Raw genomic sequence first — 14,694 nt, forward strand, 5'->3', positions numbered from 1 at the left:
CGCCTTATTTGCCGCCGAGCGTTACAAACAGGGTCAGGAGCCCCAGCATGCCGATGATCATGGCGAACGCGTAGTGATAGATGTAACCGGATTGGAGGAAGCGGATCACGCCGGCGAACCAGCCGATGAACCGGGCGCTGCCGTTGACGAGGCCGTCGATCACCACGACGTCGCCCTCCTTCCACAGGCCGCGGCCGATCGCCACCGAACCGCGGGCGAACACCACTTCGTTGATCTTGTCCATGTAGTACTTGTTGTCCAGCAGCGTGTAGATCGGGCCGAATGCACGGCGGATCGACGCCGGCAGCTCCGGACGCTTCAGATACAGGAACCACGCGACGACGACACCGGCGAGCGCCAGCCACACCGGCAGGCCCGACACCGAGTGCAGGCCCATGCCGACCCAGCCGTGGAACTCTTCGGCCATCTCGGCCAGCGCCGGATGGTTTTCGCCGATGAAGATCACCTTGTCGAATGCAACGCCGTGCTGGAAGAAGTCGCCGAACAGCATCGGGCTGATCGCGATCGCGCCGATGATCACCGACGGGATCGCCAGCAGGACCAGCGGCACCCACACGACCCACGGGGTCTCGTGCGGCTCGTGCGCGTGGTCGTCATGGCCGTGGCCATGACCGTGATCGTCGTGGCCGTGCGCGGCCGCCATGCCCATCGGCGATTCCGGATGCTTCGGATTGCGGAAGCGCTCTTCGCCGTGGAACACCAGGAAGTACATGCGGAACGAGTACAGCGCCGTGACGAACACGCTCGCGACGACCGCGAAGTACGCGAAGCCCGAACCCGGCAGGTGCGACAGCTTCACCGCGTCGATGATCGAGTCCTTCGAGTAGAAGCCCGAGAAGAACGGCGTACCGATCAGCGCGAGCGACCCGATGAGCGACGTGATCCACGTGATCGGCATGTACTTGCGCAGGCCGCCCATGTTGCGCATGTCCTGGTCGTGGTGCATGCCCATGATGACCGAGCCGGCGCCGAGGAACAGCAGCGCCTTGAAGAACGCGTGCGTCATCAGGTGGAACACGGCGACCGGGTAAGCGGACACGCCGAGCGCGACGGTCATGTAGCCGAGCTGCGACAGCGTCGAGTACGCGACCACGCGCTTGATGTCGTTCTGGACGATGCCGAGGAAGCCCATGAAGAGCGCCGTGATCGCGCCGATCACCGTGATGAACGACAGCGCGGTATCCGACAGTTCGAACAGCGGCGACATGCGCGACACCATGAAGATGCCGGCCGTCACCATCGTCGCCGCGTGAATCAGCGCCGAGATCGGGGTCGGGCCTTCCATCGAGTCCGGCAGCCACACGTGCAGCGGGAATTGCGCCGACTTGCCCATCGCGCCGATGAACAGGCAGATACAGGCAACGGTCAGCAGGCCCCAGTCGGTGCCCGGGAAGTGCAGGCTCGCGAGTTCCGCGCGCTTCGCGAACACTTCGCCGTAGTTCATCGAGCCGGCGAACGCGAGCAGCAGGCCGATGCCGAGCAGGAAGCCGAAGTCGCCCACGCGGTTCACGAGGAACGCCTTCATGTTCGCGTAGATCGCGCTCTCACGCGTGAAGTAGAAGCCGATCAGCAGGTACGACACCAGACCCACCGCTTCCCAGCCGAAGAACAGCTGCAGGAAGTTGTTGCTCATCACGAGCATCAGCATCGAGAACGTGAACAGCGAGATGTACGAGAAGAAGCGCTGGTAGCCGTCTTCTTCCGCCATGTAGCCGATCGTGTACACGTGCACCATCAGCGAGACGAAGGTCACGACGACCATCATCATCGCGGTCAGCGAATCGACGAGGAAGCCGACTTCGAGCTTCAGCGAGCCGACGTTCATCCATTCGTAGACGGTCGCGTTGAAGCTCGCGCCGCCCATCACGTCGAAGAAGACTTTCGCCGACAGGAGGAACGCGATCAATACGCCGAGGATCGTGATCCGGTGTGCGCCCTTGCGCCCGACTGCGTTCCCGAACAGCCCCGCAATCAGCGAGCCGGCCAGCGGAGCGAGCGGAATCGCCAGCAGCAGGTTTTCATTGAGTGTCGTTGACATAACAGCGTTGCCTGAAATTAACCTTTGAGCTGATCGAGATCCTCGACATTGATCGTGTCGAGCTTACGGAACAGGGTCACCAGAATCGCGAGACCGATCGCGGCTTCCGCTGCGGCGACGGTCAGCACGAAGAACACGAAGATCTGGCCGTGCACGTCGCCGAGGTAATGCGAGAACGCGACGAAGTTGGTGTTCACCGCCAGCAGCATCAGTTCGATCGACATCAGGATGATGATGACGTTGCGGCGGTTCAGGAAGATCCCGACGATCGCGATCGCGAACAGGATCGCGCCGAGCACGAGGTAGTGAGCAAGGGTCAGCATGGTTTTTCTTTTCCTCCGCTTAGCCGTTGGTGCCCGAACCGGCTTCGCTTTGCGCCGTTTCCGGCTGCGGCTTGTCCGCTTCCATCTTCACGAGGCGCACGCGGTCGTTGCGGCGCACCTTGACCTGATCCGACACGCGCTGGCGCTTGCTGTCCTTGCCCTTGCGCTCGGTCAGGCCGATCGCGGCGATGATCGCGACCAGCAGCACGAGGCCGGCGATTTCGAACGCGAAGATGTAGTCGGTGTAGATCACCTTGCCGATCAGGCGCGTATTCGACCAGTTGGCCATCTCGCCCGTCGCCATCGCATGCACGGTGTGCGTGTCGCCGTAACCGCGCCACAGGATCAGCGCGGTTTCGATCACGATGATCGCGCCGACCACGGTTGCCATCGGCACGAAGCGCTTGAAGTCGCGGCGCAGGTAGTCGATGTTGATGTCCAGCATCATCACGACGAACAGGAACAGCACCATCACCGCGCCCACGTAGACCAGAACCAGCAGGATCGCGAGGAACTCCGCCTCCAGCAGCATCCAGATCGCGGCGGCGTTGAAGAACGCCAGCACAAGGAAAAGCGCAGACGCCACCGGGTTGCGCGAAGTGATCACCTTCAGCCCTGATACCACCAGGAGCAGCGCGAAGATGTAGAACAGTACGGTCGTGAATTCCATGATTACCGGTTCATCGTTAGGCCATAGTCAGGCGCGGCTTGCGGGACGCCCGCACCCGTCGCGGCGGCTCGGCCCGTCGATGCCGGGCCGGCACTGCAAACACAATCAACGATACGGCGCGTCGGCAGCCTTCGCCGCGGCGATGTCCTTCTCGTAGCGATCGCCCACCGCGAGCAGCATTTCCTTCGTGAAATACAGGTCGCCGCGCTTTTCGCCGTGGTACTCGAGAATCTGCGTCTCGACGATCGAATCGACCGGGCAGCTCTCTTCGCAGAAACCGCAGAAGATGCACTTCGTCAGGTCGATGTCGTAGCGCGTCGTGCGGCGCGTGTTGTCCGCACGCGTTTCCGACTCGATCGTGATCGCGAGCGCGGGGCACACGGCCTCGCACAGCTTGCACGCGATGCAGCGCTCTTCGCCGTTCTCGTAGCGGCGCAGTGCATGCAGCCCGCGAAAACGCGGCGAAATCGGGGTCTTCTCTTCCGGGAACTGCACGGTGAACTTGCGTTTGAACGTGTAACGACCGGTCAGCGCGAGCCCCTTCAGCAGCTCGGTCAGGAAGAAAGTCTTAAAGAAGTGTTGGATAGCCGTCATGATTTCGTCCGATCTTTACTTCACCCAGATGTTCAGCGGCGACATCATCCAGAAGCCGACCACGACCACCCAGATCACCGTGACGGGCAGGAACACCTTCCAGCCCAGACGCATGATCTGGTCGTAACGGAAGCGCGGGAACGTCGCGCGCACCCAGATGAACACCGACAGCAGCGCGAAGACCTTCAGCACCAGCCAGAAGATGCCCGGGATGAACGACAGGAATTCGAACGGCGCGTCCCAGCCGCCGAGGAACAGCGTCGCCGCCAGCGCCGAGATCACGATCATGTTGATGTACTCGGCGAGGAAGAACAGCGCGAACGCCATGCCCGAGTAGTCGATCATGTGACCCGCGACGATTTCCGACTCCCCTTCCACCACGTCGAACGGGTGACGGTTCGTTTCGGCGATGCCCGAGATGAAGTAGACGACGAACGCCGGCAAGAGCGGCAGCCAGTTCCACGACAGGAAGTTCACGCCGTGGCCGGCGAAGAAGCCATGCTGTTGCGAACCGACGATTTCCGACAGGTTCAGGCTGCCGGCGGTCATCAGCACGAGCACCAGCGCGAAGCCCATCGAGATTTCGTACGACACCATCTGCGCCGCGGCGCGCATCGCGCCGAGGAACGCGTACTTCGAGTTCGACGCCCAGCCGGCGAGAATCACCGCGTACACGCCGATCGACGAGATCGCCATCGCGTACAGCAGGCCCGCGTTCACGTTCGCGAGCACGGCTTCGGCCTGGAACGGAATCACGGCCCACACGGCGAATGCCGGCACGACGGTCATCACCGGCGCGATCAGGTACAGCCAGCGGCTGGCGGCGCTCGGCTGAATGACTTCCTTCAGCAGCAGCTTCAGCACGTCGGCGATCGGCTGCAGCAGGCCGCCGGGGCCGACGCGGTTCGGGCCGAGACGCACGTGCATCCAGCCGATCAGCTTGCGCTCCCACAGAATCAGGTACGCGACGCACAGCAGGATGACGACGGAGACGACGAGGATGCGCACGACTGCCCACACCGTCGGCCACGCGAAGCCGAGAAGCTCGGCCCCGCCCGCGTTGATCGTATCGAACAAGCTCATTTACGCCTTCTCCACCACCAGTTCACCGGACAGGCTGCCGAGCGCTGCGCCGGCAGGCGTCGCCGCCGACACGCGAACGACCGTCTCCGCAAGATTCGCGTCGCGCACGGCCGGCAACTGCACCGCACGCTCGCCCTGGCGCACGCGCACGGCGTCGCCTTCCTTCAAGCCCAGCTTGTCGAACAGCGCGGCCGGCAGGGCTGCGGCATTCGCCGCCTTCGCGGCGGCCGTCAGGTGCAACGCACCTGCGCGGCGCACGAGCGCGTCGGCGTGATAGATCGGCACGTCGGCCAGGCGCTCGAAACCGCCGTTCGCGGCATTCGCCGCGGCGCGAGCCGGCACGACCGACGTCCGGTTCGACAGGCGACCCGCGACGCCGGCGTCGCCGAGCGCGGCGACACGCACTTCTTCCGCGGTCTCGTATTCGAAGTTCGGCAGGCCGAGCAGGCTGCCGAGCACGCGCAGCACCTTCCAAGCCGGGCGCGTATCGCCGAGCGGACGCACGACGCCGTTGAAGCTCTGCACGGTGCCTTCCGCGTTGACGAACGTACCGGCCGTTTCAGTGAACGGTGCGATCGGCAGCAGCACGTCGGCGTAGTCGAGGCCGTGCTTGAACGGCGACATCACGACGACCATCTCCGCCTGGTTCAGCGCGGTCAGCGCCTGTGCCGGATCGGCGGTGTCGAATTCCGGCTCGACGTTCAGCAGCACGTAGCCCTTGCGCGGCTGCGCGAACGCTTCGCGTGCGTTCAGGCCGCCTTCGCCCGGCAGTGCGCCGACGACGTGCGCGCCGACCGTGTTCGCCGCTTCCGTCAGGAAGCCGAACGTGGCGCCGGTGTTGTCGGCGATCCACTGGGCGACGGCGTGCAGCTGCGCGAATTGCGGATGACGGACCGCGACGTTGCCGAGCAGCACCGCGCGGCGTTCGCCGTTCGCGAGCGACTGCGCGACAGCTTGCGCGGCCGGCGATGCGGTAACGCCTGCAAGCGCGTCGGGCAGCGCGACGCCGCGCAGTTGCGCGACGGCCGCGGCGATGCCGGCCAGCTCGTCGAGCCACGCGGACGGCGCGGCGACGATGCGTTGCGCGGTCGGGATCAGCGAATCGTCACCGGTCGCGTGCAGGAAGTGCAGCTTCGCGCCGTTCTTCGCGGCCTGACGCAGGCGCGATGCGAACAGCGGGTGGTCGCGGCGCAGGAACGAACCGACGACGAACGCGGCGTCCACGTTCGACAGATCGGCGATCGGCATGCCGAGCCACGGTGCGCCCTGGACCGGCGCCGAGAAATCCTGCTGACGCAGACGGAAGTCGACGTTCGGCGTCTTCAGTTCGGTGGCGAGCTGCTTCACGAGGAACAGCTCTTCCGCGGTGCTGTGCGCGCTCGCGAGCATCGCCAGCGCGTTCGCGCCGTGATCCGCGGCGATGCCCTTCAGGCCCTTCGCGACGTACTCGAGCGCGGTCTGCCAGTCGGTTTCGATCCACTGGCCGCCCTGCTTCAGCATCGGCTTCGTCAGACGCTCTTCGCTGTTGAGGCCTTCATACGAGAAGCGGTCCTTGTCCGAGATCCAGCATTCGTTGATGGCTTCGTTCTCGAACGGCAGCACGCGCATCACGCGGTTGTTCTTCACCTGCACGACGAGGTTCGCGCCGACGGAATCGTGCGGGCTCACCGACTTGCGGCGCGACAGCTCCCACGTACGGGCGCTGTAGCGGAACGGCTTGCTGGTCAGCGCGCCGACCGGGCACAGATCGATCATGTTGCCCGACATTTCGGAGTCGACCGTCTTGCCGACGAACGTCGTGATTTCCGAATGCTCGCCGCGGCCCAGCATGCCGAACTCCATCACGCCGGCGATTTCCTGGCCGAAGCGGACGCAGCGCGTGCAGTGGATGCAGCGCGACATTTCTTCCATCGAGATCAGCGGGCCCACGTTCTTGTGGAACACCACGCGCTTTTCTTCCGAGTAGCGCGACGACGACTTGCCGTAGCCGACCGCCAGATCCTGCAGCTGACATTCGCCGCCCTGATCGCAGATCGGGCAATCGAGCGGGTGATTGATGAGGAGGAATTCCATCACCGACTGCTGCGCCTTCACAGCCTTGTCGGACTGCGTGCGGACGATCATGCCGGCCGACACGGGGGTCGCGCAGGCAGGCACGGCCTTCGGCATCTTCTCGACTTCGACGAGACACATCCGGCAGTTGGCCGCGACCGACAGTTTCTTGTGATAGCAGAAGTGAGGAATGTACGTATCCGCCTTGTGCGCAGCCTGGATCACCATGCTGCCTTCGGGCACCTCGACCTTCTTGCCGTCTATTTCAAGTTCAACCATGATGGTGAATGGTCCTTAACCTATTTCCGCCCGTTCGCGCGTTCGCCCGACCGTGCGCTCAAATTCCGCAACCGGTGCGCTTCAGGCTGCCGCCGCGTGCGCGTGGCCGCCGACCATGCAGTGCTTGTGCTCGACGTGGTACGCGAATTCGTCCCAGTAGTGCTTGAGCATCCCGCGTACCGGCATCGCCGCCGCATCGCCGAGCGCACAGATCGTGCGGCCCATGATGTTCTCGGCCACCGAATTCAGCAGGTCCAGATCTTCCTGGCGCCCTTCGCCGTGCTCGATACGGTTCACGACGCGATACAGCCAGCCGGTGCCTTCACGGCACGGCGTGCACTGGCCGCACGATTCCTCGTAGTAGAAGTACGACAGGCGCAGCAGCGAGCGCACCATGCAGCGCGTCTCGTCCATCACGATCACCGCGCCGGACCCGAGCATCGAGCCCGCCTTCGCGATCGAATCGTAGTCGAGATCCGTCTGCATCATGATGTCGCCCGGGATCACCGGCGCCGACGACCCGCCCGGAATCACGGCCTTGATCTTCTTGCCGCCGCGCATCCCGCCGGCGAGCTCCATCAGCGTCGCGAACGGCGTGCCGAGCGGCACTTCGTAGTTGCCCGGACGCTCGACGTCGCCCGACACCGAGAAAATCTTCGTGCCGCCGTTGTTCGGCTTGCCGATCTCGAGGTAATTCTGCGGCCCGATGGACAGCAGGAACGGGACCGCCGCGAACGTCTCGGTGTTGTTGATCGTGGTGGGCTTGCCGTACACGCCGAAGCTCGCCGGGAACGGCGGCTTGAAGCGCGGCTGGCCCTTCTTGCCTTCGAGCGACTCGAGCAGCGCCGTTTCCTCGCCGCAGATGTACGCGCCGTAACCGTGGTGCGCGTGCAGCTGGAACGAGAATTCCGAGCCCATGATGTTGTCGCCGAGGAATCCGGCCGCGCGCGCTTCGTCGAGCGCGGCTTCGAAGCGTCGATACACTTCGAAGATTTCGCCGTGGATATAGTTGTAGCCGACGGTGATGCCCATCGCGTACGCGCCGATGGCCATGCCTTCGATCAGCGCGTGCGGGTTCCAGCGCAGGATGTCGCGATCCTTGAACGTGCCCGGCTCGCCTTCGTCCGAGTTGCAGACGAGGTACTTCTGCCCCGGGAACTGGCGCGGCATGAAGCTCCACTTCAGGCCGGTCGGAAAGCCCGCACCGCCGCGGCCGCGCAGGCCCGACGCCTTTACGTCGGCGATCACCTGCTCGGGCGGGATCTTTTCTTCGAGAATGCGGCGCAGCTGCTTGTAGCCGCCGCGCGCAACGTAGTCTTCGAGATGCCAGTTCTCGCCGTTCAGACCAGCGAGGATCAGCGGTTTGATGTGACGGTCGTGGAGGGACGTCATTTCGAGAGCTCCTCAAGCAGCTGGTCGATCTTCTCGCGGCTCATGAAGCTGCACATTCTGTGATTGTTCACCAGCAGCACCGGCGCATCGCCGCACGAGCCCATGCATTCGCCTTCCTTCAGCGTGAACTTGCCGTCGGGCGTGGTCTCGCCGAAGTCGATGCCCAGCTTCTGTTTCAGGTAGTCGGCAGTCGCTTCCGCGCCGCCGTGCGGGCCGAGCTGGCACGGCAGGTTCGTGCAGAGCGTGATCTTGTGCTTGCCGACCGGTTTGAGCTCGTACATCGTGTAGAACGTCGCGACTTCCTGCACGGCAACGGCCGGCATGCCGAGATAGTCCGCGACGAACTGCATCAGTTCGGGCGACAGCCAGCCATGCTCTTCCTGAGCAACGGCCAACGCCGACATCACGGCGGACTGTTTCTGATCGGCGGGATACTTCGTCAACGCGCGATCGATTTCCTTCAGGCCTTCAGCTGAGATCATTTTCAGACACGACTCTTTCAATTCCTACCGAACGAACAACCTGCCGCACATCGGGGTGCATGGACGGCAGACCTGGCGCTCACTCTGTTGACAGCTTGCGAAGCCGCGCCGGTTCGGCGCATACCGCATGTGACTTCGCGTGCGACTGACTGCTCGCCGCCCGCGCTTGCGGGCGGCGCAACCATTAGCGATCGATTTCGCCGAACACGATGTCCTGCGTACCGATGATCGTGACGGCGTCGGCGATCATGTGACCGCGCGCCATTTCGTCGAGCGACGCCAGGTGCGCGAAACCCGGCGCGCGAATCTTGAGGCGATACGGCTTGTTGGCGCCGTCGGACACGAGATAGATGCCGAACTCCCCCTTCGGATGCTCGACCGCCGCGTACGCTTCACCTTCCGGCACATGGAAACCTTCGGTGAAGAGCTTGAAGTGGTGAATCAAGTCTTCCATGTTGGTCTTCATGCCGACGCGCGACGGCGGGGCAACCTTGTGATTGTCCGTCATCACCGGGCCCGGATTCTTGCGGAGCCAATCAATACACTGTTTCGCGATGCGGACCGACTGGCGCATTTCTTCGACGCGCACCAGATAGCGGTCGTAGCAATCGCCGTTCACGCCGACCGGCACGTCGAAATCTATCCGATCGTACACTTCGTAGGGCTGCTTCTTGCGCAGGTCCCACGCGATGCCCGAGCCGCGCAGCATCGGGCCCGTCAGGCCCATCTGCAGCGCACGCTCGGGGCTGACCACGCCGATCCCGACCAGACGCTGTTTCCAGATCCGGTTGTCGGTCAGCAGCGTTTCGTATTCGTCGACGCACTTCGGGAAGCGCGTGAAGAAATCGTCGATGAAATCGAGCACCGAGCCGCTGCGCGCTTCGTTCATCTTCGCGAGCGCCTTCTCGTTGCGAATCTTCGACGCCTTGTATTGCGGCATTGCGTCAGGCAAATCGCGATAGACGCCGCCCGGACGATAGTAGGCCGCGTGCATCCGGGCGCCGGACACCGCTTCGTACACGTCCATCAGATCTTCGCGTTCGCGGAACGCGTACAGGAACACGGCCATCGCGCCGACGTCGAGCGCGTGCGCGCCGATCCACATCAGGTGGTTCAGCACGCGCGTGATTTCGTCGAACAGCACGCGGATGTACTGCGCGCGCTCCGGCACGTCGATGCCGAGCAGCTTTTCGATCGCGAGCACGTAGCCGTGCTCGTTGACCATCATCGACACATAGTCGAGACGGTCCATGTACGGCACGGACTGGATGAAGGTCTTGGATTCCGCGAGCTTTTCCGTCGCGCGGTGCAGCAGGCCGATGTGCGGATCGGCACGCTGAATGACTTCGCCGTCGAGCTCGAGCACGAGGCGCAGCACGCCGTGCGCTGCCGGGTGCTGCGGGCCGAAGTTGAGCGTGTAGTTCTTGATTTCTGCCATGACGCCCCCTTAATGTTTCAGACCGCCATAGCGATCCTCGCGGATCACGCGCGGCGTGATTTCGCGCGGCTCGATCGTCACCGGCTGGTACACGACCCGCTTCTCTTCCGGGTCGTAACGCATTTCGACGTAGCCCGACACCGGGAAGTCCTTGCGGAACGGGTGACCGATGAAGCCGTAGTCGGTGAGGATGCGGCGCAGGTCGGGGTGGCCTTCGAACACGATGCCATACAGGTCGAACGCTTCTCGCTCGTACCAGTTCGCCGAGGTCCAGATGTCGACCAGCGACGCCACGATCGGCAGATCGTCGTCCGGTGCGAATACGCGCAGGCGCAGGCGCCAGTTGTTCGTGACCGACAGCAGGTGCGACACGGCCGCGAAGCGCGGGCCGTCGTAGGCGCCGTCGCCGAAGGTCTGGTAGTCGACGCCGCAGAGGTCGATCAGTTGCTCGAAACGGAGCTTCGGATCGTCGCGCAGCGTCTTTGCGACTTCGAGGTAATCGCTCGCCTTCACGACGAGCGTCAGTTCACCGATCGCTTCGGTGAGGCTCACCACGCGCGCGCCGAGCGCGGCTTCGAGGTTGGCCTTGAGGGTCTCGATTTTGCTTGCCATATTGAGGGGACGCTCGGGGCTTTATTGACGGGCGATGGTATTGGTGCGGCGGATCTTCGCCTGAAGCTGGATCACGCCGTAGACCAGCGCCTCGGCCGTGGGCGGACAGCCCGGCACGTAGACGTCGACCGGCACGATCCGGTCGCAGCCGCGGACCACCGAGTACGAGTAGTGGTAGTAACCACCGCCGTTCGCACACGACCCCATCGAGATCACCCAGCGCGGCTCGGCCATCTGGTCGTACACGCGGCGCAGCGCGGGCGCCATCTTGTTGCACAGCGTGCCGGCGACGATCATCACGTCCGACTGACGCGGACTCGGACGGAACACGACGCCGAACCGGTCCAGATCGTAACGGGCCGCGCCCGCATGCATCATCTCGACGGCGCAACACGCGAGCCCGAACGTCATCGGCCACAGCGAGCCGGTACGCGTCCAGTTGATCAGCTTGTCAGCCGTCGTGGTGACAAACCCTTCCTTCAAGACCCCTTCGATACTCATTTGCTTTCCACTCCAGACGAGCGACCGAGCGTGGCCGCCCATGCAAACCGGCGATTAACCCATCACTCCCAGTCGAGGCCGCCTTTCTTCCAGATATAGGCAAAGCCCAGCAGGAATTCGAGCAGAAAAATCATCATTGCGATGAAACCCGGCCAGCCGATGTCCCGGAGCGCGACGCCCCACGGAAACAGGAATGCGGTTTCGAGATCGAAGATGATGAACAGGATGGCGACGAGGTAATACCGTACGTCGAATTTCATCCGGGCGTCTTCAAAGGCTTCGAAGCCGCACTCGTACGGTGCGTTCTTCTCGACGTCCGGCTTGTTGGGACCAAGGAGCTTGCCGATGCTGACCAGCGCTATACCTAAACCAGTGCCCACGAGGAGGAACAACAAGACGGGGTAATAGGCTGCGAGGTTCAAGGCAATCCTCTATCGGTTGGTTCTGAGCGTCCGGAGAATACCACTTCCGGCGGAAGGAATCATTTCGGAGTGCAGGCGATCGCAAGACAACCGCAAGCACACCCCACAAATGAAAAATGCCAGCCACTAGAAGCGGCTGGCATTGAGTAACTTTGGTGCCGACGGCGAGACTCGAACTCGCACAGCTTTCGCCACTACCCCCTCAAGATAGCGTGTCTACCAATTTCACCACGTCGGCACTGCATGCAACTCGGGTTGTGCTGCTTGTTCCCGCGAATCGCTTCAAGAATTAAATTCTAACCCGAGTTCAGGATTTGTTCAACGCACAACCGCAAAAAATTAACTTTTTATTTCGGGACGTCCTGGCCCGGCGCGCTTGCGGCCGAACCGGCGGCGGCAGACGCCGCGACGGCCGGCGCCGATGCCGCGGGAGCCGATGCCGGTGCGGTCACCGCCGCGCCGAGCACGCCTGCCGACGGCGTCGACTTGTACGAACCGAGGTACGTCAGCGCGAGCGTCGCGACGAAGAAAATCGCCGCGAGAATAGCCGTCGTGCGCGACAGGAAGTTCGCCGAGCCCGTCGCACCGAACAGGCTGCCCGACGCGCCGCTGCCGAATGCGGCGCCCATGTCGGCACCCTTGCCGTGCTGCAGCAGCACGAGCCCAATCACACCGAGTGCAGACAGCACCTGCACCACAATAATCAGCGTCTTGAATAACAGCATCACACCCACCCGATTGGATCGGGCGACCGGACCGACCGGCCGCCGTCATGGTTCAATTCGATCTCGGACCGCTCAACGCGCGGCCCGGCAGATCGCCAGAAAATCTTCCGCCTTCAGCGACGCGCCGCCGATCAGGCCGCCGTCGATGTCCGGTTGCGCGAACAGCTCTTCCGCGTTGTCCGGCTTCACGCTGCCGCCGTACAGCACGGACACGTCCGCCGCACCCTTTGCCGCGAGACGCGTACGCAGGAACGCGTGCACGTCCTGCGCCTGCGCCGAGCTCGCGCTCTTGCCCGTGCCGATCGCCCACACCGGCTCGTACGCGACGACGATGCGGGCGGCTTCGTCGGCCGTCAGCACGGCCAGCACCGCGTCGAGCTGCGCACCGACGACCCGCTCGGTCGCACCCGACTCGCGCTCGTCGAGCGTCTCGCCGACACACACGACGGGCGTGAGGCCGGCCGCGAGCGCGCGTTGCGTCTTCGCCGCGACCGTCTCGCTGCTTTCGCCGTGATACGCGCGGCGCTCCGAATGGCCGACGATCGCATATTGCGCGCCGAACTCCGCCACCATCGCAGCCGCGACCTCGCCGGTGAACGCGCCTTGCTCGTGCGCGGACACGTCCTGCGCACCGAACGCGACACGGCCGCCGCCGAGCTGCGCCTGAACCTGCGCGAGATACGGGAACGGCACGCACACGCCGATCGACGTTTCAGCCGCCACCGCGCCCGCACCCTGCACCACTTCGTTCAGCAGCGCCTGGTTGCCGGCCAGCCGGCCGTGCATCTTCCAGTTGCCGATCACTCGCTTTGTTCGTTGTTTCGACATCGTGTCTGTCTCGTCACTATCTTGTCATTAACGTGCCGGAACCCGGCCGTCAGGTTGGATCTGGCGAAGCAAACCCGCGATTTTACTGCGCGCGGCTTGAACCGGTCAAACCGCGTATGTCAAGCCCGCCGCGCGGGCCGTCATGCGTTCGCACCCCAATCGAGCACGATCTTGCCGATGTGCTCGCCGCTCTCCATCAGCGCATGCGCCTGCGCGGCCTCGCCGGCCGGCAGCACACGATAGATCACGGGCTTGATGCGGCCGTCGGCCAGCAGCGGCCACACGCGCGCCTTCAGCTGCGCGGCGATGCGCGCCTTGAACTCGACCGGGCGCGGGCGCAACGTCGAGCCCGTCACCGTCAGCCGGCGCCGCAGGATCTCGTTCAGGTTGACCTCGGCCTTCGCGCCGCCGAGCAGCGCGATCAGCACGAGACGGCCGCCGTCCGCGAGCGCGGACAGCTCGCGCGGCACGTACGAGCCCGCCACCATGTCGAGGATCACGTCGACGCCGCGATCGTGCGTCAGCGACTTCACGACTTCGACGAAGTCTTCCGTCTTGTAGTCGATCGCGCGCTCGGCGCCGAGCGCCTCGCAGGCACGGCACTTGTCGGCGGTGCCTGCCGTCGCGAACACGCGAAAGCCGAGCGCATGCGCGATCTGGATCGCCGTGACGCCGATGCCGCTCGAACCGCCCTGCACGAGCAGCGTCTCCTGTTCGCCGCCCTCGCCCGCGCCGAGCTGCGCACGGTCGAACACGTTGCTCCACACGGTGAAGAACGTTTCGGGCAACGATGCGGCCTCGATATCGGTGAGGCCGTCGGGCACCGGCAGGCACTGCGGCAGCGGCGCGACCGCATATTCGGCATAGCCGCCACCCGCGAGCAGCGCGCACACGCGATCGCCGAGCTTCAGGCCGAACGGATTCAGCGCCGCATCGGACAAATCGCCGCAGACGATCTCGCCCGCGACCTCGAGGCCCGGCAGATCCGACGCCCCCGGCGGCGGCGCATAGGCGCCCTTGCGCTGGAACACGTCGGGCCGGTTCACGCCGGAAGCCGCCACCTTGATCAACACCTCGCCGCGCTTCGGTTCGGGCCGCGGACGCTCCGCGAGCTTCAGCACGTCGGGGACGCCGAATTCGGTGATTTCGATGGCTTTCATGGTGAGAGTCGCTCCAGGATCGGAATCGGATGGCACGCCCGTGCGCACGGCGCGGGCGCCTGGCCGGCGCTGCT

The 14,694-nt window shown here is 64.2% G+C and carries 15 protein-coding genes and 1 tRNA gene; all 16 read right to left on the reverse strand.

Going from position 1 to position 14,694, the window contains the following annotated elements; translation table 11 throughout:
- Positions 1-4: 4 nt before the first annotated feature.
- Positions 5-2,059, reverse strand: a complete 2,055-nt coding sequence (nuoL, locus tag WT53_RS09970; RefSeq protein ID WP_034207962.1) for an NADH-quinone oxidoreductase subunit L — start codon at positions 2,057-2,059, stop codon at positions 5-7.
- A gap of 17 nt (positions 2,060-2,076) precedes the next feature.
- Entirely contained in the window at positions 2,077-2,382 is a 306-nt protein-coding gene (nuoK, locus tag WT53_RS09975; RefSeq protein WP_006478272.1) for an NADH-quinone oxidoreductase subunit NuoK, read from the reverse strand.
- 19 nt (positions 2,383-2,401) lie between these two features.
- On the reverse strand, positions 2,402-3,052 hold the full coding sequence (locus WT53_RS09980) for an NADH-quinone oxidoreductase subunit J (protein ID WP_011545812.1): 651 nt from the start codon (positions 3,050-3,052) through the stop codon (positions 2,402-2,404).
- Positions 3,053-3,157: 105 nt separating this feature from the next.
- On the reverse strand, positions 3,158-3,646 hold the full coding sequence (nuoI, locus tag WT53_RS09985) for an NADH-quinone oxidoreductase subunit NuoI (RefSeq protein ID WP_006478270.1): 489 nt from the start codon (positions 3,644-3,646) through the stop codon (positions 3,158-3,160).
- A 15-nt stretch (positions 3,647-3,661) separates the two neighbouring features.
- Positions 3,662-4,729 carry an NADH-quinone oxidoreductase subunit NuoH gene (gene nuoH, locus WT53_RS09990; RefSeq protein WP_034207963.1) on the reverse strand — a complete coding sequence of 356 codons (1,068 nt, stop codon included), beginning with the start codon at positions 4,727-4,729 and terminating at the stop codon, positions 3,662-3,664.
- Positions 4,730-7,060 (reverse strand): NADH-quinone oxidoreductase subunit NuoG, encoded by a 2,331-nt coding sequence (gene nuoG / locus WT53_RS09995; protein WP_034207964.1) that lies wholly within the window; start codon positions 7,058-7,060, stop codon positions 4,730-4,732.
- 81 nt (positions 7,061-7,141) lie between these two features.
- The gene (gene nuoF / locus WT53_RS10000) at positions 7,142-8,452 is read right to left on the reverse strand and encodes an NADH-quinone oxidoreductase subunit NuoF (protein WP_006478267.1); all 1,311 of its coding nucleotides are present in this window, start codon (positions 8,450-8,452) and stop codon (positions 7,142-7,144) included.
- Positions 8,449-8,934, reverse strand: a complete 486-nt coding sequence (nuoE, locus tag WT53_RS10005) for an NADH-quinone oxidoreductase subunit NuoE (RefSeq protein WP_009694121.1) — start codon at positions 8,932-8,934, stop codon at positions 8,449-8,451. The genes nuoF and nuoE overlap by 4 nt, the downstream gene beginning before the upstream one ends.
- Before the next feature lie 184 nt (positions 8,935-9,118).
- Complete coding sequence (locus WT53_RS10010) at positions 9,119-10,372, reverse strand: NADH-quinone oxidoreductase subunit D (protein ID WP_034207965.1); 1,254 nt, start codon at positions 10,370-10,372, stop codon at positions 9,119-9,121.
- A 9-nt stretch (positions 10,373-10,381) separates the two neighbouring features.
- Positions 10,382-10,984 (reverse strand): NADH-quinone oxidoreductase subunit C, encoded by a 603-nt coding sequence (locus WT53_RS10015; RefSeq protein ID WP_034207966.1) that lies wholly within the window; start codon positions 10,982-10,984, stop codon positions 10,382-10,384.
- 21 nt (positions 10,985-11,005) lie between these two features.
- Entirely contained in the window at positions 11,006-11,485 is a 480-nt protein-coding gene (locus WT53_RS10020; protein WP_006398799.1) for an NADH-quinone oxidoreductase subunit B family protein, read from the reverse strand.
- A 62-nt stretch (positions 11,486-11,547) separates the two neighbouring features.
- Positions 11,548-11,907: an NADH-quinone oxidoreductase subunit A gene (locus tag WT53_RS10025; protein ID WP_006398798.1), complete on the reverse strand. Its 360-nt coding sequence runs from the start codon at positions 11,905-11,907 to the stop codon at positions 11,548-11,550.
- A gap of 153 nt (positions 11,908-12,060) precedes the next feature.
- Positions 12,061-12,145: transfer RNA gene (locus tag WT53_RS10030), tRNA-Leu, on the reverse strand.
- Between the two features lie 109 nt (positions 12,146-12,254).
- Positions 12,255-12,632 carry a preprotein translocase subunit SecG gene (gene secG / locus WT53_RS10035; RefSeq protein WP_034207967.1) on the reverse strand — a complete coding sequence of 126 codons (378 nt, stop codon included), beginning with the start codon at positions 12,630-12,632 and terminating at the stop codon, positions 12,255-12,257.
- A 72-nt stretch (positions 12,633-12,704) separates the two neighbouring features.
- Positions 12,705-13,460 (reverse strand): triose-phosphate isomerase, encoded by a 756-nt coding sequence (tpiA, locus tag WT53_RS10040; RefSeq protein WP_034207968.1) that lies wholly within the window; start codon positions 13,458-13,460, stop codon positions 12,705-12,707.
- A gap of 140 nt (positions 13,461-13,600) precedes the next feature.
- Positions 13,601-14,620 (reverse strand): NAD(P)H-quinone oxidoreductase, encoded by a 1,020-nt coding sequence (locus WT53_RS10045; RefSeq protein WP_034207969.1) that lies wholly within the window; start codon positions 14,618-14,620, stop codon positions 13,601-13,603.
- Between the last annotated feature and the right edge of the window lie 74 nt (positions 14,621-14,694).

This window comes from Burkholderia sp. MSMB2157WGS (assembly GCF_001532755.1).
Taxonomy (GTDB): Bacteria; Pseudomonadota; Gammaproteobacteria; order Burkholderiales; family Burkholderiaceae; genus Burkholderia.